22 protein-coding genes are annotated in these 21,356 nt (G+C 68.6%); 17 read left to right on the top strand and 5 right to left on the bottom strand.

All coding sequences use genetic code 11. The annotated features are described in order from the left end of the window. Positions 1–251 precede the first annotated feature (251 nt). The 14 genes from ACIOJD_RS02000 (at position 252) to ACIOJD_RS01935 (ending at position 13,426) form a co-directional block, all read left to right on the top strand. Positions 252–899: an L-threonylcarbamoyladenylate synthase gene (locus tag ACIOJD_RS02000; RefSeq protein ID WP_401907733.1), complete on the top strand. Its 648-nt coding sequence runs from the start codon at positions 252–254 to the stop codon at positions 897–899. Beyond that, on the top strand, positions 896–1,540 hold the full coding sequence (locus ACIOJD_RS01995; RefSeq protein WP_401907732.1) for a protein-tyrosine-phosphatase: 645 nt from the start codon (positions 896–898) through the stop codon (positions 1,538–1,540). The genes ACIOJD_RS02000 and ACIOJD_RS01995 overlap by 4 nt, the downstream gene beginning before the upstream one ends. A 282-nt stretch (positions 1,541–1,822) precedes the next feature. Then, positions 1,823–3,073: a serine hydroxymethyltransferase gene (gene glyA / locus ACIOJD_RS01990; RefSeq protein WP_401907731.1), complete on the top strand. Its 1,251-nt coding sequence runs from the start codon at positions 1,823–1,825 to the stop codon at positions 3,071–3,073. 145 nt (positions 3,074–3,218) lie between these two features. Continuing rightward, a complete protein-coding gene (locus ACIOJD_RS01985) occupies positions 3,219–4,577 on the top strand; it encodes an MraY family glycosyltransferase (protein WP_401907730.1) in 1,359 nt (452 codons plus the stop codon). Positions 4,578–4,859: 282 nt separating this feature from the next. Continuing rightward, positions 4,860–5,297: a hypothetical protein gene (locus tag ACIOJD_RS01980; protein WP_401877767.1), complete on the top strand. Its 438-nt coding sequence runs from the start codon at positions 4,860–4,862 to the stop codon at positions 5,295–5,297. A gap of 276 nt (positions 5,298–5,573) precedes the next feature. Further along, positions 5,574–6,344 (top strand): F0F1 ATP synthase subunit A, encoded by a 771-nt coding sequence (atpB, locus tag ACIOJD_RS01975; protein WP_401908878.1) that lies wholly within the window; start codon positions 5,574–5,576, stop codon positions 6,342–6,344. A gap of 74 nt (positions 6,345–6,418) precedes the next feature. After that, positions 6,419–6,673, top strand: a complete 255-nt coding sequence (gene atpE, locus ACIOJD_RS01970) for an ATP synthase F0 subunit C (protein WP_401907729.1) — start codon at positions 6,419–6,421, stop codon at positions 6,671–6,673. 41 nt (positions 6,674–6,714) lie between these two features. Next, on the top strand, positions 6,715–7,269 hold the full coding sequence (locus ACIOJD_RS01965) for a F0F1 ATP synthase subunit B (RefSeq protein WP_401907728.1): 555 nt from the start codon (positions 6,715–6,717) through the stop codon (positions 7,267–7,269). A gap of 2 nt (positions 7,270–7,271) precedes the next feature. Beyond that, entirely contained in the window at positions 7,272–8,087 is an 816-nt protein-coding gene (locus tag ACIOJD_RS01960) for a F0F1 ATP synthase subunit delta (protein WP_401908875.1), read from the top strand. Between the two features lie 159 nt (positions 8,088–8,246). Beyond that, positions 8,247–9,842, top strand: a complete 1,596-nt coding sequence (gene atpA, locus ACIOJD_RS01955; RefSeq protein WP_401877771.1) for a F0F1 ATP synthase subunit alpha — start codon at positions 8,247–8,249, stop codon at positions 9,840–9,842. Between the two features lie 20 nt (positions 9,843–9,862). Further along, positions 9,863–10,780 (top strand): F0F1 ATP synthase subunit gamma, encoded by a 918-nt coding sequence (locus tag ACIOJD_RS01950; RefSeq protein ID WP_401907727.1) that lies wholly within the window; start codon positions 9,863–9,865, stop codon positions 10,778–10,780. Continuing rightward, the gene (gene atpD / locus ACIOJD_RS01945) at positions 10,781–12,229 is read left to right on the top strand and encodes a F0F1 ATP synthase subunit beta (protein WP_401877775.1); all 1,449 of its coding nucleotides are present in this window, start codon (positions 10,781–10,783) and stop codon (positions 12,227–12,229) included. It begins immediately after the preceding gene. A 123-nt stretch (positions 12,230–12,352) separates the two neighbouring features. Further along, positions 12,353–12,727 (top strand): F0F1 ATP synthase subunit epsilon, encoded by a 375-nt coding sequence (locus tag ACIOJD_RS01940; RefSeq protein ID WP_401877777.1) that lies wholly within the window; start codon positions 12,353–12,355, stop codon positions 12,725–12,727. 252 nt (positions 12,728–12,979) lie between these two features. After that, positions 12,980–13,426, top strand: coding sequence for a DUF2550 domain-containing protein (locus ACIOJD_RS01935; protein ID WP_401907726.1), 447 nt, complete (start codon positions 12,980–12,982; stop codon positions 13,424–13,426). A 72-nt stretch (positions 13,427–13,498) separates the two neighbouring features. Here ACIOJD_RS01935 and ACIOJD_RS01930 read toward each other — a convergent pair whose 3' ends face one another. From ACIOJD_RS01930 to ACIOJD_RS01920, 3 genes are all read right to left on the bottom strand, one after another. After that, positions 13,499–15,286: a glycosyl hydrolase family 18 protein gene (locus ACIOJD_RS01930; RefSeq protein ID WP_401908873.1), complete on the bottom strand. Its 1,788-nt coding sequence runs from the start codon at positions 15,284–15,286 to the stop codon at positions 13,499–13,501. A 267-nt stretch (positions 15,287–15,553) separates the two neighbouring features. Continuing rightward, positions 15,554–16,297, bottom strand: coding sequence for a response regulator (locus ACIOJD_RS01925; RefSeq protein WP_401907725.1), 744 nt, complete (start codon positions 16,295–16,297; stop codon positions 15,554–15,556). Continuing rightward, on the bottom strand, positions 16,294–17,451 hold the full coding sequence (locus ACIOJD_RS01920; RefSeq protein WP_401908870.1) for a sensor histidine kinase: 1,158 nt from the start codon (positions 17,449–17,451) through the stop codon (positions 16,294–16,296). The genes ACIOJD_RS01925 and ACIOJD_RS01920 overlap by 4 nt, the downstream gene beginning before the upstream one ends. Positions 17,452–17,699: 248 nt before the next feature. Between ACIOJD_RS01920 and ACIOJD_RS01915 the strand changes: the two genes are divergently transcribed. After that, positions 17,700–18,314, top strand: a complete 615-nt coding sequence (locus ACIOJD_RS01915) for a hypothetical protein (protein WP_401907724.1) — start codon at positions 17,700–17,702, stop codon at positions 18,312–18,314. Between the two features lie 56 nt (positions 18,315–18,370). On the opposite strand, the gene ACIOJD_RS01910 is transcribed toward ACIOJD_RS01915, so the two are convergent. Beyond that, entirely contained in the window at positions 18,371–19,060 is a 690-nt protein-coding gene (locus ACIOJD_RS01910; RefSeq protein ID WP_401907723.1) for a YdcF family protein, read from the bottom strand. 35 nt (positions 19,061–19,095) lie between these two features. Continuing rightward, the gene (locus ACIOJD_RS01905; RefSeq protein ID WP_401907722.1) at positions 19,096–19,668 is read right to left on the bottom strand and encodes a cob(I)yrinic acid a,c-diamide adenosyltransferase; all 573 of its coding nucleotides are present in this window, start codon (positions 19,666–19,668) and stop codon (positions 19,096–19,098) included. 322 nt (positions 19,669–19,990) lie between these two features. Between ACIOJD_RS01905 and ACIOJD_RS01900 the strand changes: the two genes are divergently transcribed. Next, entirely contained in the window at positions 19,991–20,839 is an 849-nt protein-coding gene (locus tag ACIOJD_RS01900) for a 3-hydroxyacyl-CoA dehydrogenase family protein (protein WP_401907721.1), read from the top strand. 145 nt (positions 20,840–20,984) lie between these two features. Next, positions 20,985–21,308 (top strand): STAS domain-containing protein, encoded by a 324-nt coding sequence (locus ACIOJD_RS01895; RefSeq protein ID WP_066956508.1) that lies wholly within the window; start codon positions 20,985–20,987, stop codon positions 21,306–21,308. The last annotated feature ends 48 nt before the right edge of the window (positions 21,309–21,356 follow it).

Raw genomic sequence — 21,356 nt, 5'->3', positions numbered from 1 at the left:
GGGCGGGGGCCGGTGCCCGGTCCGTTTTGGGTGCGCCGCCGCTTGCCCCGGCGGCGACGGCGTTCGGTGCCTGTTCCGGCCTGGGTGCCCCGCTTGCCCCGGCGAGTGAGCCGAAGGGGCGCGCCGCTGTCGTAAGGGAGAGCGCGCGCGGGTTTGTGAGGAACGAGCGAACCGAGCACGGTCGACCGTCGACAGTGGCTTGCGGCGCCCCGGAGGCGAACCGAGCCCTTAAAAAAAGAGGAGTCAGGCTGATGGCACGGCGATACGACTGCAACGACGCGACCGACCGCTCCACAGGTCTGCGCGAGGCCGCGTCGGCCGTACGCCGCGGTGAACTGGTCGTGCTGCCCACCGACACCGTGTACGGGATCGGCGCGGACGCCTTCAGCTCCGAGGCCGTGTCCGACCTGCTGGACGCCAAGGGCCGCGGGCGCAACATGCCCACCCCCGTCCTGATCGGCTCCCCGAACACCCTGCACGGTCTGGTCACCGACTTCTCCGAGCAGGCCTGGGAACTGGTCGACGCGTTCTGGCCCGGCGCCCTCACCCTGGTCGCCAAGCACCAGCCGTCGCTCCAGTGGGACCTCGGCGACACCCGCGGCACGGTGGCGATCCGGATGCCGCTGCACCCCGTGGCCATCGAACTCCTCACCGAGGTCGGCCCGATGGCCGTCTCCAGCGCCAACCTCACCGGGCACCCGTCCCCCGAGGACTGCGACGCCGCCCAGCAGATGCTCGGGGACTCCGTCTCCGTCTACCTCGACGGCGGCCCGACGCCCGGAATCGTTCCTTCCGCGATCGTGGACGTCACCGGCGAGGTCCCGTTGCTGCTGCGGGCCGGCGCCATCGACGCGGAGGAGCTCCGCAAGGTGGTCCCCGACCTCGAGGTGGCCAATTGACCGCCCCTGAGGGGCGTGGCATAGCGGAGACCACACACACCGGCAGCACCTTCCGCATCCTCCACGTCAGTACCGGCAATGTCTGCCGCTCGCCCATCACCGAGCGGCTGAACAGACATGCCCTGACCGTCCGTCTCGGCGAGCGCCTCACGGGCGGCCTGATCGTGGAGAGCGCGGGCACCTGGGGCCACGAGGGCGCCCCCATGGAGTCCAACGCCGAGGCCGTGCTCAGCGACTTCGGCGCCGACGCGTCCGGCTTCGTCGGCCGCGAACTGCTCGACGAACACGTCATCCGCGCCGACCTGGTCCTCACCGCGACCCGCGACCACCGGGCCCAGGTGATCTCCATGGGCCACTCCGCCGGGCTGCGCACCTTCACGCTCAAGGAGTTCACCCGGCTCGTACGGGCCATAGACCCGGCGACGCTGCCCGACCCCCTCGACGACGGCGTGGTCGAACGTGCGCGCGCGCTGGTACGGGCGGCGGCGGCGCTGCGGGGGTGGCTGCTGGCCCCCACGGTGGACGCGGACGAGGTGTACGACCCGTACGGGGCGCCGATCACGTTCTTCCGCTCGATCGGCGACGAGATCCATCAGGCGCTGGATCCGGTGGTCACGGCGCTCACGGGGGTCTCGGCGTAGCGTCTCGCCTCCCGGCGGGGGCCCGGTCCGGGGTGCGGTGCGTTGTCGTCCGGACATGTGCCTCCGGAGGTGCGTGTCCGGACTGCATGATCTGCGCCGCGTGCGGGTTGTTTTCCGGGTGCGGGCCGGGTCTGCGGCACACATCACGCTTTACGTCCGGACACGTCACCTCCTGCGGCCCGGCCCCCTCCCGCCGGATCTCCGTCCGTCCGTTGCCGGGCATTCGTTCTCGTAGCGGCCTACATTTGGAGAGGCACCAACCTTCGAGGTCCGGAGCTCGTCATGCCGGTCGTCAGCGCAGCCCAGTCGCCGGACACCCTGCTCCGGCAGGATCCCGAGATGGCCGAAGTCGTTCTCGGCGAGGCCAACCGGCAGGCCACCTCCCTTCAGCTGATCGCCGCCGAGAATTTCACCTCGCCCGCCGTCCTCGCCGCCCTCGGATCCTCCCTCGCCAACAAGTACGCCGAGGGGTATCCCGGCGCCCGGCACCACGGCGGCTGCGAGTTCGCCGACGCAGCCGAGCGGGTCGCGATCACGCGGGCCACGGCGCTCTTCGGCGCCGAGCACGCGAACGTACAGTCGCACTCCGGCTCCTCCGCCGTCCTCGCCGCCTACGCGGCCCTGCTGAAGCCCGGGGACACGGTGCTGGCCATGGGGCTGCCGTACGGGGGGCATCTCACGCATGGCGCGCCCGTCAATTTCTCGGGGCGCTGGTTCGACTTCGTCGGGTACGGGGTCGTACCGGAGACGGGGCTCATCGACTACGCGCAGGTCCGCCGGCTGGCGCGGGCACACCGGCCCACGGCGCTCGTGTGCGGTTCGATCTCGTATCCGCGGCATATCGACTACGCCGCGTTCCGGGACATCGCGGACGATGTCGGCGCGTATCTGATCGCGGACGCCGCCCACCCGATCGGGCTGGTCGCCGGGGGAGCGGCGCCCAGTCCGGTGCCGTACGCGGATGTCGTGTGCGCGACGACACACAAGGTGCTGCGCGGGCCGCGGGGCGGCATGGTCCTCTGCGGCGCGGAGCTGGCGGAGCGGGTGGACCGCGCGGTGTTCCCGTTCACGCAGGGGGGCGCGCAGATGCACACGATCGCGGCCAAGGCCGTCGCCTTCGGCGAGGCGGCGGCTCCGGCGTTCACGGCGTACGCGCATCAGGTCGTCGCCAACGCGCGCGCTCTCGCGAAGGCGCTGGCGGCGGAGGGTTTCCTGATCACCACGGACGGTACGGACACTCATCTGATCACCGCGGATCCGTCACCCCTGGGGGTGGACGGCAGGACGGCCCGCGGCCGGCTCGCGGCGGCCGGGATCGTGCTGGACACCTGCGCGCTGCCGTACGTGGACGGGCGCGGCATCCGGCTGGGGACCGCCGCCGTGACCACTCAGGGCATGTCTGAGGCGGAAATGACGAGGATCGCGGCTCTCTTCGCCTCGGCGTTGCGCGAGGGCGGTGACGAGGCGCGTGGCGTCCGCGACGGGGTGCGGGAGCTGGTGGGGCTTTTTCCGCCGTATGGGACCGTTTCCTGACTGCGGGGGACGGTTGCGGGAAGCCGTGAAACCATGGCGCTCGGTCGGTCGTCCCTGTTCATATGGCGACTCGGTTTCCAACAGGGGCTCTCGCGCGGGCTAGTGTGTGGGGCTGAGATGGCCAGCGATTCCTGTGGGGCAGCCCGTGCGTGATTACCTGCTGACGCTCTGCGTGACGGCTGCGGTGACTTATCTGCTGACCGGTCCGGTGCGGAAGTTCGCCATCGCGGCCGGAGCGATGCCGGAGATCCGCGCACGTGACGTTCACCGCGAACCGACGCCGAGGCTCGGCGGCATCGCCATGTTCTTCGGCCTGTGTGCCGGACTGCTCGTGGCCGACAACCTGCAGAACCTCAACGGGGTCTTCGAGCTGTCCAACGAGCCGCGCGCGCTGCTGTCCGGCGCCGCGCTGATCTGGCTGGTCGGTGTCCTGGACGACAAGTTCGAGATCGACGCGCTGATCAAACTGGGCGCGCAGATGATCGCCGCGGGTGTGATGGTCATGCAGGGTCTGACGATCCTGTGGATCCCGGTGCCCGGTATCGGCATGGTCTCGCTGACCGACTGGCAGGGCACCCTGCTGACCGTCGCGCTGGTCGTGATCACCATCAACGCGGTCAATTTCGTGGACGGTCTCGACGGTCTCGCGGCCGGGATGGTCTGTCTCGCCTCCGCGGCCTTCTTCCTGTACGCGTACCGGATCTGGTACGGGTACGGTATCGAGGCGGCCGCCCCCGCCACGCTCTTCGCCGCCATCCTGATGGGGATGTGCGTGGGCTTCCTGCCGCACAACATGCATCCGGCGCGGATCTTCATGGGCGACTCGGGATCGATGCTGATCGGTCTGGTGCTCGCCGCGGGCGCGATCTCGGTGACCGGGCAGGTCGACATGGACGCCCTGGCCGTCTTCGAGGGCTCCACCCGGCAGGCCACCCACGCGGCGCTGCCCGTCTTCATCCCGCTGCTGCTGCCGATGACGATCATCGCGATCCCGTTCGCGGACCTGGTGCTGGCCGTCGTACGCCGTGCCTGGAACGGCAAGTCGCCGTTCGCCGCCGACCGGGGCCACCTCCACCACCGGCTGCTGGACATCGGGCACTCGCACAGCAGGTCGGTCCTGATCATGTACTTCTGGTCGGCGCTGATCGCGTTCGGAGTGGTCGCCTACTCGGTGCACTCGGCGTCGATGTGGATCCTGCTGATCGTCGTCGGGCTGAGCGCGGTGGGCCTGGTGCTTCTGCTGCTGCCGCGCTTCACACCGCGGGCCCCGCTCTGGGCGCAGTCCATCGTGCCGCCGCGGTACCGGCGCCGCCGGGTCGCCGAGGTGCCCGAGGCCGTCGGCGGGGAGAGCGTTCCCGAGGCCGTCGGTGCGCCGTGCGGGCCGCAGGCGCTGCCGGCGGAGCCCGGGGAGCGTACGCCTGTTCCCGCCGGCGTCAACGGCGCTACCGCGCTGGGCGCCCGTTCGCGTGTTCCCGACCGGTGGAAGGCCGGTTTCCGTAATTGACCGGCAGGTTATTCTTCGCGCCGATGGTCATTACCAGACAAAGTGTCGCGCCGCACTGCACACACGCGCGCGTTCACTCTCATGTGTGACAGTTAGCACACCGCCATGGTAAAGACCTCATCAAATAGTTTGTGATACTGTTCACGAGACCCGGCGACAGAGCCGAAGGACCGTAGTGCGACGGTCCGTTGGCCCGAGAATCTTCCTCTCGGACCGGGCCTACTCTCGTCCATGACGACGCCATCTGCCCCACTGCCCCACCCATTCAGCGGAGCTGCCGCCATGCCGTCCAACGACGTCCGGAACCTCCTTCACACCGCCGTACCCACTGCCGCCGTCGGCGTTGTCGCCGCCGTGGTCAGTGGTGTGGTCGCGGGTGGGAAGGGAGCTCTGGGAGCCGCCGTCGGCACGCTGGTGGTCATCCTCTTCATGGGTATCGGTCTTGTGGTCCTCCAGCGGACGGCGAAGTCGCTCCCGCAGTTGTTCCAGGCGATGGGGCTGATGCTCTATACGGCCCAGCTGCTGTTGCTGTTCATCTTCATGGCCCTGTTCAAGAACACCACCCTGTTCCACCCGAGGGCGTTCGCCATCACCTTGATCGTGGCGACCGTCGCTTGGGTTTCCGCTCAGGCGCGTGCACACATGAAGGCCAAGATCCTTTACGTCGAACCCGAGTCTTCGACCGCCGGTAAGGCCGAGAAGACGGGGTCGTCGGCGTGAGAGGTAGGGCCGGGATAAGTACCCGCACGGGACCCTGCTATCGTCCGGTTTCAACTGCGGCATTGCGGGCGCGGGCATCTGAGCTGACGCCTGTTCTCACGCGAGGCTTGAAGCCCGAGAGCTGCCGCTCCCACACCTGTAAGACCTGTCCGGTGCCGAACCGCGGCCCTGCGCCGCACCGACACAACGAGGTTGCCGTACCTATGCGCCACTCTGAAGGAGCCCGCGGTGAGTGCTGACCAGACGACGCTCGCCTTCGACTGGAGTTGCCGCATTTTGGCCGACAACGGCTGCGGCTTTCCGGCTCCGGGCCTGCACTCCTTCCTCTTCAAGCCGATCGCCGAGGTCGGCGGCTTCTACTTCAACAAGACGATGCTTCTGGCGCTGCTCGCCTCGATGATCGTGGTCGGCTTCTTCTGGATGGCTTTCAACAAGCCGAAGTTGATCCCCGGCAAGGTCCAGATGATCGGTGAGGCCGGTTACGACTTCGTCCGCCGCGGCATCGTCTACGAGACGATGGGCAAGCGCGAGGGCGAGAAGTACGTACCGTTCATGGTCTCGCTGTTCTTCTTCATCTGGATCATGAACATCTGGTCGGTCGTTCCGCTCGCCCAGTTCCCGGTCGCCTCGGTCATCGCCTACCCGGCCGGTCTCGCGATCATCGTGTACCTGATGTGGATGTCCGTGACGTTCAAGCGCCACGGATTCGTCGGCGGACTCAAGAACGTCACCGGCTACGACAAGTCGCTCGGCCCGGTCCTGCCGCTCGTCGTGGTCATCGAGTTCTTCTCGAACGTCCTCGTCCGGCCGTTCACGCACATGGTCCGGCTCTTCGCCAACATGTTCGCCGGTCACCTGCTGCTCGTGATGTTCACCGTCGCCAGCTGGTACCTGCTGAACGGCTTCCTGATCCCGGCCGCCGGCGTCTCGTTCGTGATGACCATGGGCATGATCGTCTTCGAGCTGTTCGTCCAGGCCATCCAGGCCTACGTGTTCGTACTCCTGGCCTGCACCTACTTGCAGGGCGCAGTCGCCAAGAGCCACTGAGCCCGCTCCACACTCACCCCCTGTCGTCCGGTGGCCAACCCCCACCGGTCCGTGAAAGAGAAGGAAGAACCGGCATGTCCGCTCTCTCGAACCTCGCCGCTCTTACCGGTGACATCAACAAGCTCTCGGCCCTGGGCTCCATCGGTTATGGCCTCTCGGCCATCGGCCCCGGCGTCGGCGTCGGCATCATCTTCGGTAACGGCACCCAGGCGCTGGCCCGTCAGCCCGAGGCCGCCGGCCTCATCCGCACCAACCAGATCCTCGGCTTCGCCTTCTGTGAGGCGCTCGCGCTGATCGGCATCGTCATGCCGTTCGTCTACAACGGCTGACGTTCTGGGATTCATAGCCCATTACGACGAAAGGCACTGATGTGAACGCGCTGGTATCCCTGGCGGCGGAGGAGCAGCAGAACCCGCTCATCCCGCCCGGACCGGAGCTCCTCGTCGGGCTGATCGCCTTCGCCATCGTCTTCTTCTTCCTCGCCAAGAAGCTCCTCCCGAACATCAACAAGGTTCTGGAAGAGCGCCGCGAGGCCATCGAGGGTGGCATCGAGAAGGCGGAGGAGGCCAAGACCGAGGCGCAGAGCGTCCTGGAGCAGTACAAGGCCCAGCTCGCCGAGGCCCGCCACGAGGCCGCCCGTCTCCGCCAGGAGGCGACCGAGCAGGGCACCGTCATCATCCAGGAGATGAAGGCGGAAGGTCAGCGGCAGCGGGAAGAGATCGTCGCCGCCGGGCACGCCCAGATCGAGGCGGACCGCAAGGCCGCGGCCAGCGCGCTGCGTCAGGACGTGGGCAAGCTCGCCACCGATCTGGCCGGCAAGCTGGTCGGTGAGTCCCTCGAGGACCACGCCCGGCAGAGCCGTACCGTCGACCGCTTCCTCGACGAGCTCGAGGAGAACGCTTCGACGGTTGAGGCGGCCCGATGACGATGCACGGAGCGAGCCGCGAGGCGCTGGCTGCCGCGCGCGAGCGTCTCGACGCGCTGACCGACAGTACGTCGGTCGACGCGGCGAAGCTCGCCGACGAGCTGGCCGCCGTCACCGCGCTGCTCGACCGCGAGGTGTCGTTGCGCCGGGTCCTGACCGACCCGGCGCAGGCCGGCGAGGCCAAGGCCGAGCTGGCCGGACGGCTGCTGAGCGGTCAGGTGGGCGGTCCCGCCGCGGACCTGGTCTCCGGCATGGTCCGGTCCCGCTGGTCGCAGCCGCGCGACCTGGTCGACTCGGTGGAGGAGCTGTCCGCCACCGCCGAGCTGACCGCCGCGGAGCGGTCCGGCACGCTGGACGACGTGGAGGACGAGCTGTTCCGGTTCGGCCGGATCGTCGAGTCCAGCACCGGACTGCGTGCCGCGCTGACCGACAGGTCGGCCGTGGTCTCCGCCAAGACCGAGCTGCTGCACAGCCTCCTCGGCGGGCGGGCCAACCCGACCACCGAACGCCTGGTCGTGCGTCTTGTGACGCAGCCCCGGGGACGTAGCCTGGAAGCGGGTCTCCAGACCCTGTCCCGGCTCGCCGCGGCGCGCAGGGACCGGATGGTCGCCGTCGTCACCTCGGCGGTGCCGCTCACCGAGGGCCAGAAGCGGCGCCTCGGCGCGGCCCTGGCCAAGCTGTACGGCCACCCGATGCATCTGAACCTGGACGTGGACCCCGAGGTCCTCGGCGGGGTGTCGGTGCGGGTCGGTGACGAGGTCATCAACGGCACGGTCGCGGACCGTATCGACGAGGCGACCCGGCGGCTCGCGGGCTGACGGCAGGCGCAACGCCGGCGGCAGGCGACAACGCCGACGGCAACAGAACAAGAAGACCAGCGGCCCGGTTGGGCCGTGCAGAGATTGCAGAAGATTCCTGGGGTCATCCCCAGACCCCCAAAGAAACTTCGGGCCCAACAAGGAGAGCAGGGAACCCAGATGGCGGAGCTCACGATCCGGCCGGAGGAGATCCGGGACGCGCTGGAGAACTTTGTCCAGTCGTACAAGCCGGACGCGGCCTCGCGCGAGGAGGTCGGTACGGTCAGCGTGGCCGGAGACGGCATTGCCAAGGTCGAGGGTCTGCCCTCGGCCATGGCGAACGAGCTGCTGAAGTTCGAGGACGGCACCCTTGGTCTCGCCCTCAACCTCGAGGAGCGCGAGATCGGTTCGATCATCCTCGGTGAGTTCAGCGGTATCGAGGAAGGCCAGTCGGTCACCCGTACCGGCGAGGTCCTCTCGGTCGCTGTCGGCGAGGGCTACCTCGGTCGCGTTGTCGACCCGCTCGGCAACCCGATCGACGGCCTCGGCGAGATCGAGACCGAGGGCCGCCGCGCCCTGGAGCTTCAGGCTCCGGGCGTCATGGTCCGTAAGTCGGTCCACGAGCCGATGCAGACCGGCTACAAGGCTGTCGACGCCATGGTGCCGATCGGCCGTGGCCAGCGTCAGCTGATCATCGGTGACCGGCAGACCGGCAAGACCGCTCTTGCCGTCGACACGATCATCAACCAGCGCGACAACTGGCGCTCCGGCGACACCAAGAAGCAGGTCCGCTGCATCTACGTCGCCATCGGCCAGAAGGGCTCCACCATCGCGTCCGTGCGCGGTGCGCTGGAGGAGGCGGGCGCGCTCGAGTACACGACGATCGTCGCCGCCCCCGCGTCCGACCCGGCCGGCTTCAAGTACCTGGCGCCGTACACCGGTTCGGCCATCGGCCAGCACTGGATGTACGAGGGCAAGCACGTCCTCATCATCTTCGACGACCTCTCGAAGCAGGCCGACGCCTACCGCGCCGTGTCCCTGCTGCTGCGCCGTCCGCCGGGCCGTGAGGCCTACCCGGGCGACGTCTTCTACCTGCACTCGCGTCTCCTGGAGCGCTGCGCCAAGCTCTCCGACGAGATGGGCGCCGGTTCGATGACGGGTCTCCCGATCGTCGAGACGAAGGCCAACGACGTGTCGGCGTTCATCCCGACCAACGTCATCTCCATCACCGACGGACAGTGCTTCCTGGAGTCCGACCTGTTCAACGCCGGCCAGCGGCCCGCGCTGAACGTCGGTATCTCGGTCTCCCGAGTCGGCGGTTCGGCCCAGCACAAGGCCATGCGCCAGGTCTCCGGCCGACTGCGTGTGGACCTCGCCCAGTACCGCGAGCTGGAGGCGTTCGCGTCCTTCGGTTCCGACCTGGACGCGGCCTCCAAGGCGTCGCTGGAGCGCGGTAAGCGCATGGTCGAGCTGCTGAAGCAGCCGCAGTACGCGCCGTTCCCGGTGGAGGAGCAGGTCGTCTCCGTCTGGGCCGGCACCAACGGCAAGATGGACGACGTACCGGTCCTCGACATCCGTCGCTTCGAGACCGAGCTGCTGGAGTACCTGCGCCGCGAGCGCAAGGAACTGCTGACCAGCATCGCCGAGGGCGCCAAGATGTCGGACGACACGATCCAGTCCGTCGGTGACGCCATCGCCGCCTTCAAGCGTCAGTTCGAGACCTCGGACGGCAAGCTCCTGGGCGACGACGCTCCGGCCGCCAACGTCTCCAAGTGACGACGGAAGGGACCTGACTCATGGGAGCCCAGCTCCGGGTCTACAAGCGTCGCATCAAATCCGTCACCGCGACCAAGAAGATCACCAAGGCGATGGAGATGATCGCCGCCTCGCGCATCGTCAAGGCGCAGCGCCAGGTGGCGGCCTCCACTCCGTACGCGACCGAGCTGACCCGCGCGGTCACGGCGGTGGCGACGGGGTCGACGACCAAGCACCCGCTGACCACCGAGGCGGAGTCACCGACCCGTGCCGCGGTCCTGCTCATCACGAGCGACCGCGGTCTGGCCGGCGGCTACTCCTCGAACGCCATCAAGGCGGCGGAGCGGCTCACCGAGCGGCTCCGCGGTGAGGGCAAGGAAGTCGACACGTACATCGTCGGCCGCAAGGGTGTCGCCTACTACGGCTTCCGTGAGCGCAAGATCGCGGAGTCGTGGACCGGCTTCACCGACAACCCGACGTACGCGGACGCCAAGCAGGTCTCGGCGCCGCTGATCGAGGCCGTCCAGCAGGACACGGCCGAGGGCGGCGTGGACGAACTCCACATCGTCTTCACCGAGTTCGTGTCGATGCTGACGCAGACGCCGGTGCAGAACCGGCTGCTGCCTCTCAGCCTTGACCAGGCGGCCGAGGAGTCGGGCACGAAGGGCGAGATCCTTCCGCTGTTCGACTTCGAGCCGTCGGCGGAGGACGTCCTCGACGCCCTGCTGCCGCGCTATGTCGAGAGCCGTATCTACAACGCGCTGCTCCAGGCCGCCGCTTCCAAGCACGCTGCCACCCGCCGCGCGATGAAGTCGGCGACCGACAACGCCGGGGACCTCATCAAGAGCCTCTCCCGGCTTGCCAACGCGGCCCGCCAGGCCGAAATCACCCAGGAAATCAGCGAGATCGTCGGTGGCGCGAGCGCCCTGGCCGACGCGACCGCGGGGAGTGACAGGTAAATGACGACGACTACCGAGAACGCTGTGGCCGCAGCCACGGGCCGCGTCGCCCGGGTCATCGGCCCGGTCGTCGACGTGGAGTTCCCCGTCGACGCGATGCCGGACATCTACAACGCGCTTCACGTCGAGGTCGCGGACCCCGCCGAGGAGGGCAAGCTCAAGACGCTGACCCTCGAAGTCGCCCAGCACCTGGGTGACGGTGTGGTCCGCGCTGTCTCGATGCAGCCCACCGACGGCCTGGTCCGCCAGGCCTCGGTGACCGACACGGGCAACGGCATCACCGTCCCCGTCGGTGACGTGACCAAGGGCAAGGTGTTCAACACCCTCGGTCAGATCCTGAACGAGCCCGAGGCCGAGTCTCAGATCACCGAGCGCTGGCCGATCCACCGCAAGGCCCCGGCCTTCGACCAGCTCGAGTCCAAGACCGAGATGTTCGAGACCGGCCTGAAGGTCGTCGACCTGCTGACCCCGTACGTCAAGGGCGGCAAGATCGGTCTGTTCGGTGGTGCGGGCGTCGGCAAGACCGTCCTCATCCAGGAAATGATCATGCGTGTGGCCAAGCTGCACGACGGTGTTTCCGTGTTCGCCGGTGTCGGCGAGCGCACCCGTGAGGGCAACGACCTCATCGACGAGATGACCGACTCGGGCGTTCTGGACAAGACCGCGCTGGTCTTCGGACAGATGGACGAGCCGCCGGGCACGCGTCTTCGCGTCGCGCTCTCGGCGCTGACCATGGCGGAGTACTTCCGCGATGTGCAGAAGCAGGACGTGCTGCTCTTCATCGACAACATCTTCCGCTTCACCCAGGCCGGTTCCGAGGTCTCCACGCTGCTCGGCCGTATGCCGTCCGCGGTGGGTTACCAGCCGACCCTGGCGGACGAGATGGGTGTGCTCCAGGAGCGCATCACCTCGACGCGTGGTCACTCGATCACCTCGATGCAGGCGATCTACGTCCCCGCGGATGACCTGACCGACCCGGCCCCGGCCACGACCTTCGCGCACCTCGACGCGACGACCGTGCTGTCGCGTCCGATCTCGGAGAAGGGCATCTACCCGGCGGTCGACCCGCTGGACTCGACGTCCCGCATCCTGGACCCGCGTTACATCGCGCAGGACCACTACGACGCGGCCAGCCGTGTCAAGGGAATCCTGCAGAAGTACAAGGACCTCCAGGACATCATCGCGATCCTCGGTATCGACGAGCTGGGCGAGGAGGACAAGCTCGTTGTCCACCGTGCCCGTCGCGTCGAGCGCTTCCTGTCGCAGAACACCCACGCCGCCAAGCAGTTCACCGGCCTGGACGGTTCGGACGTGCCGCTCGACGAGTCGATCGCCGCGTTCAACGCGATCTGCGACGGGGAGTACGACCACTTCCCCGAGCAGGCGTTCTTCATGTGCGGTGGCATTGAGGACCTCAAGGCCAACGCCAAGGAGCTCGGCGTCTCCTGAGCCGCCCGGTTCCTGTGAGGGGGGCGGGTCTGTCCCGCCCCCCTCCGACGCTCTTATCGAGACCCCATAGAATTGAAGCCAACACCCGGCGATACGGCCGGGTGGTGACCCGAGGAGCCACCCTTGGCTGCTGAGCTGCATGTCGAGCTGGTCGCCGCTGACCGCAGTATCTGGTCCGGCGAGGCCACCCTGGTCGTCGCGCGCACCACGTCCGGCGACATCGGCGTCATGCCCGGTCACCAGCCGCTGCTCGGTGTGCTGGAGTCGGGCCCGGTGACCATCCGTACGAGCGATGGTGAGACGGTCGTCGCCGCGGTGCACGGCGGTTTCCTGTCGTTCGCCGACAACAAGCTTTCGCTGCTGGCGGAGATCGCCGAGCTGGCGGACGAGATTGACACCCAGCGCGCGGAGGTCGCGCTGGAGCGTGCGAAGTCGGGCGAGGACGATGCCGCGGAGCGGCGCGCCGATGTCCGGCTGCGTGCGGTGGCGGCGCGCTAGCGCACCACGACGATAGCGATAGCGTTACGGCTGTGCTCCTGGCCTCACGGCCGGGGTCCGGAGTTTCCCTCCGGGGTTCGGAGACCGCTTCCCGGCTTGTCGGGGGTCGTCCTCGGTGCCCGGAGGGAAACTCCGGAAGGCACGGCTTCCTCAGCCGCGGCTCGTTCCGGACTCTCCGGACCGGGTCGCGGCTGAGGCGATGCGGGTGCGGTTCTTGTTCCGGTACTGGATGAGGCGAGGAGGTCGGTGTTGATGGTCCTCGCTCTGCTTGTCTGCGCACTGGTCGTCGTACTGGTTGCGGTGGGGCTCTTCGTCTTCGGCCTGCGCCGGCGGCTGATCCAGCGCTCCGGCGGTACGTTCGACTGCAGTCTGCGCTGGAACGTGCCGGAGGAGCCCGACCTCTCCGGCAAGGGCTGGGTGTACGGCGTCGCCCGCTACAACGGCGACCGGATCAACTGGTTCCGGGTCTTCTCGTACGCTCCCCGTCCGCGCCGCACCCTGGAGCGGTCCTCGATCGAGGTGCTGGCCCGCCGGGCGCCCGAGGGCGAGGAGGAGCTGGCACTGCTCTCCGACGCGGTCATTCTCGGCTGTGCGCACCGCGGGGTCCGGCTGGAACTGGCGATGAGCGACGACGCGCTCACGGGCTTCCTGGCCTGGCTGGAGGCGGCGCCGCCGGGACAGCGCGTGAATGTGGCCTGAGGTTTTCGGGCAAGGTGAAGGGGGCGGCGCCGTGAGCGCCGCCCCCTTCATTCATGCGCCGTGCCGGTCTCGTTATCCGAGCCCGCTGTTGATCGCCGTCACCAGCTCACCGTTCGCGGTGTCACCGGTGAAGTCCCAGAAGAAGGCGCCTCCCAGGCCCTGCTGGTTCGCCCAGGCCATCTTGGACGTGATCGTGGCCGGGGTGTCGTAACTCCACCAGTTGCTGCCGCACTTGGCGTACGAGGTACCGGCGACGGTGCCGGTGGGCGGGCAGGTGTTCTTGAGGATCTTGTAGTCCTCGATGCCCGCCTCGTACGTACCGGGAGCCGCGCCCGTCGCGGTGCCGCCGGGCGTCGTCTGTGTCACTCCGGTCCAGCCGCGCCCGTAGAAGCCGATACCGAGCAGGAGCTTCGCGGCCGGTACGCCCTGCGCCTTGAACTTGGCTATCGCCTCGGCCGAGTTGAAGCCCGCCTGGGGGATGCCCGGGTACGAGGTGAGCGGGGAGTGCGGGGCGGTCGGGCCCTGTGCGCTGAAGGCGCCGAAGAAGTCGTATGTCATGACGTTGAACCAGTTCATGTACTGCGCGGCGCCCGCGTAGTCGACCTTGTCGATCTTGCCGCCGGCCGAGGCGTCCGCCGTGACGGCCGCGGTGACCAGGTTGTTCGTACCGAACTTGGCGCGCATGGCCTGCATCATGTTCTTGAACGCGGCGGGGCCGCTGGTGTCGCAGGACAGCCCGCAGGCGTTCGGGTACTCCCAGTCCAGGTCGATGCCGTCGAAGACATCGGCCCAGCGCGGGTCCTCCACGAGGTCGTAGCAGGACTGCGCGAAGGCGGCGGGATTCTGTACGGCCTGGCCGAAGCCGCCCGACCAGGTCCAGCCGCCGAAGGACCACAGCACCTTGATGTTCGGGTACTTGGCCTTGAGCTTGCGCAGCTGGTTGAAGTTGCCGCGCAGCGGCTGGTCCCAGGTGTCGGCGACGCCGTCGACGGCCTGGTCGGCGGTGTACGCCTTGTCGGTGGCCGCGAAGCTGTCGCCCATCGCGCACTTGCCGCCGGTGACATTGCCGAACGAGTAGTTGATGTGCGTGATCTTGCCCGCGGAGCCGGACGTCACCAGGTTCTTGACGTGGTAATTCCGGTCGTAGACGCCCCACTCGGTGAAGTAGCCGAGCTTGACCTTGCCGCCGGGCACGGAGCCGCCGCCGGTGGTGCGGACCGCGCGGGCGCCGCTGACCGGCCCCGTCTGGTCGGCGGTGTCACGCGCCTGGACGGTGTACGCGTAGTCGGTGCCGGCGGTCAGACCGGTGTTGGTGTACGTCGTACCGGTGACCGTGGCGACCTTCGCGCCGTCCCGCAGGACGTCGTAGTTCTTGATGCCCTTGTCGTCGGTGGCCGCCGTCCAGCTCAGGGTGACCGAGGTGTCGGTGATGCTGCCGGCGGTCGGAGTGCCGGGAGCGGAGGGCGGGTTGTCGCCGGGGTTGCCCGGCCCGCCGTCGCACGAGGCGCCGTTGAGCGTGCAGCCGGTGGGGGAGCCGCCGCCGCTGCCGTTGAAACCGAAGGTGAGGGAGGCGCCGGGGGCGAGCGTGCCGTTCCAGGCCTTGTTCTTGGCGGTCCAGCGGTTGCCCGAGCCGGTGATGTCGGCGTCCCAGCCGGAGGTGACGGCCGTACCGGAGGGGAAGTCCCACGCCACGGTCCAGGAGCTGAGGCTGGTGGTACCGGTGTTCTTCACCGTCCACTTGCCTTCGAAGCCCGTGCCCCAGTCGGAGACCTTGGTGTACGTGGCGGTCGCGGAGGTGGCGGCCTCGGCGGGGGTGGCCAGGGCGACGAGGGCGGCGAGAGGAAGCAGCAGGGCGGTCAGTCCCGCGACGGTTCTTGATCGAAGTCTGTTTCCGGAGCCGGAGCCCGAGCCAGGTCTGAGTCCGGATCCGGATCTGAGTCCGGGTCTGAGTCCGGTTCTGTGGAGGGCGAGTTGGGAGATCACGAGTGCTCCTCAGGTGAATACCCTGCGACAGCTCACCGCAGTGTGTGCGGTGAGAGTAGGAAGGTCTGGACCACTCGTCAATAGGTCCAGACCAAAGAAGCGGAGGTGCGCGAACGCCCGGCGGCGGGGCGGCCCGGGGGCCGTTCAGATGCCCAACTCCTGGGCCAGGACAGCGGCCTGCACCCGGCTGCGCAGCTCCAGTTTGCCGAGCAGCCTGCTCACATGGGTCTTCACGGTCGCCTCTGCCATCTGGAGGCGCACCGCGATCTGCGCGTTCGACAGCCCCTGGCCCAGGCAGGAGAGCACCTCGCGTTCCCGTCGCGTGAGGGCGTCCAGCACCGACAGGCCGGGCCCGTCCTCGGGGCGTACGGGCTTCGCGGGGCACGCGAACTCGGCGATCAGGCGGCGGGTCACGGCCGGGGCGATCAGGCCCTCGCCGCGCGCCACCGTCCGTACCGCGGCGAGGAGGTCCCCGGCCTCGGCGTTCTTCAGGAGGAAGCCCGACGCCCCGGCGCGCAGCGCGCCGAAGACGTACTCGTCCAGATCGAAGGTCGTCAGCACCAGTACGTCCGCGAGTCCCTCCGCGACCACCCGCCGGGTCGCCGACACCCCGTCGAGCCGGGGCATCTGCACATCCATCAGCACCAGATCGGGGCGCACCTCCCGGGCCAGGGCAACGGCCTCCGCGCCGTCCGCGGCCTCCCCGACGACCTCCATGTCCGGTGCGCTGCGCAGGATGAGCACCAGGCCCGCCCGTACCGCGGACTGGTCCTCGGCGACCAGAATCCGGATGGTCCCGTCGTGCTGCCTCCTGCCGTCCCGCTCCGAGTCCGCTTGCCCCGTGCCGTCCCGTTCCACGTCGCCGCGCCCGGCACCGTCCCGTGTCATGCCGTCTTCCGTCCTTCCACGACGGGCAGTTCGGCCCGTACCCGCCAGATCTTGTCCCGGTCACCGGCGGTGACAGGGCCCGCCTCGAACACGCCGTCCAGCAGCTCGACCCGCTCCCGCATCCCGACCAGACCGGCGCCGGAACCCGGTGCGCGCGGACCCGGCCGGTCGCCGAACGGGCTGTCGACGCAGACCGTCAACGCCCTTGCCGAACAGTCCAGTTCGACGGTGACCGTGCCGGGAGCCGCGTGCTTGAGCGCGTTGGTCAGCGACTCCTGGACGATGCGGTACGCGGCCAGTTCCACCGGCGCGGGAACCCCGGGGGCGGTGCCGCGCCGGTCGTCCAGGGTGGCGTCGAGCCCGCTGGAGGCGCCGTTCGTACGGGCCTGTTCCACCAGGGTGTCGAGCGCGCCGAGCGTCGGCGCGGCGGTCGGCTCCGTATCGTCCCCGGGGTCCCGCAGCAGCCCGATCAGCCGGCGCATCTCGGCGAGCCCCTCGACACTGTTCTCCCGGATGACGGTGAGCGCGTCGCGGGTCGTGCGCTCGTCGTCCAGCGAGAGCGCGGCGGTCGAGTGGATCGCGATCGCCGAGAGATGGTTGGCGACCATGTCGTGCAGCTCCCGGGCCATCCGGGCGCGCTCGCTGGTCACCGCCTGGACCCGGTCCATCTCGGCCAGCAGCGTGGTCTGTTCGGCCCGCAGCCGGGCCGACTCGGCGGCGTCGCGGTGGTTGCGTACGAGGACCCCGGTGGTGGCCGGGGCAAAGCTGACCAGCCCGGTGACCACGCCGATCAGCAGCGCCTCCGGCCGCTGGAACCAGGCGACGAAACCGATCGTCACCCCGACCGTGATCAGCGCCGTGGTCCAGGGGATACGGCGGGCGGCGGCCGGGGTCCCGTACAGCACGGCCGCGTACATGATGTCCGTGAACATCAGCACCGTCGCCAGGCTGCCCGAGGTGAACTGGTCGGCGATCAGGAAGGGCGTCGCGACGACGAGGGCGAACTGGGGCGCGGCCCTGCGCAGCAGCTCCAGTCCGGCCATGACGGTCATCGGCAGCAGTGCCCACGCCCCGGCCAGCGGCCGGCCTCCCTGGGTGTGCAGGCCGACGGCCCACAGGGCGAGGCCACCGAGCAGACCGGCGAGGGCGATCAGGGCGTCGTCACGGTGCGGGCGGAGAGCCCGGGACGGCCGGAGAGCCCGGGACGGCCGGAGAGCCCGGGACGGCCGTGGATACCGGAGAGAAGCGATCACTCGTCCATCAAACACGTCCCGCCGCGCACGGTCCTCCCCACGCCGGGGGAGGGGCCGCTACATCGAAGGATGCAGTCACGGTTCGTCACTCGTGACGACGTGACACGGCGATACGGACGGGAGGCTGGAGGCAACGGAAGGAGAGTGCGGTGATCGTCACGCTGATCATCATCTGCGAGGTCGGTTTCTGGGTACTGCTGGCCGCCGGGCTGGCGCTGCGCTACCTGGCGAAGAAGCCACGCGTGGGTGCGGCGGTGCTGCTCCTGGAGCCGCTGCTGGAGGTCGTCCTGCTGGTCGTCACGACCATCGACCTCAAGAACGGCGCGGAGCCGGACTGGAAACACGGCCTGGCCGCGATCTACATCGGCTTCACCGTCGGTTACGGCCACTACACGATCAAGCGGATCGACGCCTGGGTCGCCCACCGCTTCGCGGGCGGCCCGCCCCCGGTCAAGCCGCCCCGCTACGGCATGGCCCGCGCCCGGTACGAGGGCAGGCTGTGGCTGCGTACGGTCGTAGCCGCCGCGGTCGCGGCCACCCTGCTCCAGCTCGCGATCTGGTACGTGGGCGACGCGAGCGGTACGGAGTCGCTGACCGGCTGGCAGTTCACCGCGCTGCGGGCCGCCGGGATCCACGGGGTGATCGCCCTGACGTACCTGCTCTGGCCGAAGAAGGCCCCACCGGAGGACGGACCGACCCGGGTGGAACAGACGCGGGTGGAACCGACCCGGGTCGAGCGGCCGCCGTCGGTCACCAAGCGCTGAGCGGTGCGCGGCGGCCGGGCTGGTGGATCGCCCACAGCCCGGCCGCCGACGGCACCTCAGGGTTTGATCAGACGGCCGTCGAAGCCGGCGGCAAGCAGGGATTCGTACGCGGCGTGCACAGCCTCCGGGACGTCCTGCTCGATGGCGAAGCCGAGCTTCGGATACTCGATCACCCGCTGGAGGTCGCCGACGAGCATGTCCAGGACGAGTTTCTCGTCGCCGATGCTCTTGAGGTAGTCGTCGAACTCCAGCGGCTCCGAGGCGCAGACGATCTCAACTCCGGGCCACAGCTTGCGGGCTGTGGCATAGGAGCGCCGTTCCATATAGGGCTTGGAGACCAGCAGCACTGATCGCGGAGTGATTCCGGCGGCGGCCAGGACTTCGCGCGAGAAGGTGATGTTCTGACCGGTGTTCCCCGCGTTGGGCTCAAGGAGGATCGCGTCGTCGGGCACGCCCAGGCCGAGCGCGTGCCGACGGTAGTGAACCGCCTCGCCACGGGGAAAGCGGGCCACCGTGGTCGGGCTGTTCCCGCCGCTGAAGACGAGCACCGGCACGAGCCCGGCAAGGTACAGCTCAGCTGCCCGCGTGGCCACACCGAGATCATGGCTGCCGAGACCGATGGCCGCCGAACACGGCCGTGGCGCGTGCCCCATCAGCTGGTAGTCCCAGATGACTCTGGCCGCGCACCACTGGTCATCGGTGATCCCGTACTGCTCACGGTCCGACACTCGCGCTCCTGGTCGCATCCTCGCTGACGACATCCTTGGCCGGCGCGGAGGCGTCAGCGCTCGCCGCCCGGGACCCAGAGCACGTCCCCGACCTCCTTGTTCGCCGTACGGGCCAGAATGAACAGGAGGTCGGAGAGGCGGTTCAGATACGTCGCCGTCAGCTCGTTCATCACCGCGCCGTGCACCTCGAACGCCGCCCAGGTCGAGCGCTCCGCGCGCCGCACTACCGTGCATGCCTGGTGCAGAAGCGCCGCGCCGGGGGTGCCGCCCGGGAGGATGAAGCTGCGGAGCTTGTCCAGATCCGCCAGGAAGTGGTCGCAGTCCGCCTCCAGTTTGTCGATGTACGACTGCTCGACGCGCAGCGGCGGGAACTCGGGGTTCTCCACCACCGGTGTGGACAGGTCCGCGCCCACGTCGAAGAGGTCGTTCTGGACGCGGACGAGGACCTTCACCACGTCCTCGGGCAGCTGTCCCAGGGCGATCGCCGTGCCGATGGCGGCATTGGCCTCGTTGGCGTCGGCGTACGCGGCGATCCGCAGATCGGTCTTCGCGGTACGGCTCATGTCGCCGAGCGCCGTCGTGCCCTTGTCGCCGGTGCGGGTGTAGATACGCGTCAGATTGACCATGTGGCCAGCCTAGGGTCTTTCGTTTGGATCAGGCCGGAACAGGGAGTGCGAGAACGTGCGCAAGTACGCGGCGCGCGGCGCCTGATGAGCCGCCAGGGCGCCCCAGGCGAACCGTTGAGGCACCCTTGACAGATGGTCCGAGTGCTGTTGATGCGCCGCCGGCGGGCCGTTCCGGTGTGATGTCCGTCATGTGAGACGTGACGCGCCTCTCTTCACCGTTACATCGCCCGCCCTCGGCCGCTAATCTCCGGCAGAGAGGGCAGAAGTAAACAGACGTTAAGCCGATGACCGTTGAAGAATTTCAAGAATCATGGGGTGTGCAGTGGCCGGGAAGCTTGCCGTCATCGGGGCCGGACTCATGGGGTCCGGCATCGCGCAGGTCGCGGCCCAGGCGGGCTGGGACGTGGTGCTGCGTGATGTCACCGATGCCGCGCTGGTCCGGGGGACGGCCGGAATCAGAGCCTCGTACGGCAAGTTCGTCACCAAGGGCAAGCTGGAGGAGGCCGACGCCGACGCGGCCCTCGCCCGGATCACCACGACCACCGATCTGGACGCCGTCGCCGACGCGGACATCGTCGTCGAGGCCGTCTTCGAACAACTCGACGCCAAGCACGAGATCTTCCGTACGCTCGACAAGCTCGTACGGGACGAGACCGTCCTCGCCTCCAACACCTCCGCCATCCCGATCACCAAGATCGCGGCGGTGACCGGCCGTCCGGAGCGCGTCGTCGGTACGCACTTCTTCTCGCCGGTGCCGATGATGCGGCTCTGCGAGCTGGTGCGCGGTTACAAGACGAGCGACGAAACCCTTGCCACCGCACGGGAGTTCGCCGAATCCGTCGGCAAAACCTGCATTGTCGTCAACCGCGATGTGGCAGGCTTTGTGACCACACGGCTGATCTCCGCGCTCGTTGTCGAGGCCGCCAAACTCTACGAGTCGGGCGTCGCGTCGGCAGAGGACATCGACACCGCCTGCAAATTGGGGTTCGGTCACGCGATGGGCCCGCTCGCCACCGCCGACCTGACCGGTGTCGACATCCTTCTCCACGCGACCGGCAACATCTACGCCGAGTCCCAGGACGAGAAGTTCGCGCCGCCGGAGCTGATGCGCCGGATGGTGGACGCCGGGGACATCGGCCGTAAGAGCGGGCAGGGGTTCTACAAGCACTGAGCCGCCCCGACCCGGCCGGTCTCACCCCTCCGGGTGAATTCGGTATCGGTTCGCTCACAGACGGCAACTTCTTCGGCCGCGCGGCAGTCAGTTGTTGAAGGACAGAACAGACTACGGAGCACAGAAGAACTCTCGGGGAGCATATATGCACATCAGGGGCGACCACGCCGAGCTGGTCGTCGGGGGCCGCCTCGACGTACGCAGCGCGGCGGACGCCCGTACGGTCCTGCACTCGGCCGTCGACGACGGAGCCGGCGATCTGGTGCTCGACCTGACCGAACTGGACTCCTGGGACGCCACCGGACTCGGCGTCATCATGGGAGCCCACCGACGCGCGGGGCGGTGTGGCCGGAGGCTTGTGCTGCGCGGCGTTCCGCCGCAGATGCAACGGTTGCTGGTGGCCACCCGGTTGCACCGCATCCTCGCCATCGAGGGCGGAATCGCCGCAGAATCGCTCCCTCGGGTCTGACCAGGCACTCCTCACAATCCTCATGAGACCGTGATGTTCTGGACGGCG

This window comes from Streptomyces sp. NPDC088116 (assembly GCF_044741745.1).
Taxonomy (GTDB): Bacteria; Actinomycetota; Actinomycetes; order Streptomycetales; family Streptomycetaceae; genus Streptomyces.
Note: the sequence above shows the minus strand (reverse complement) of the source record. Positions and strands in the feature narration are given on the sequence as shown.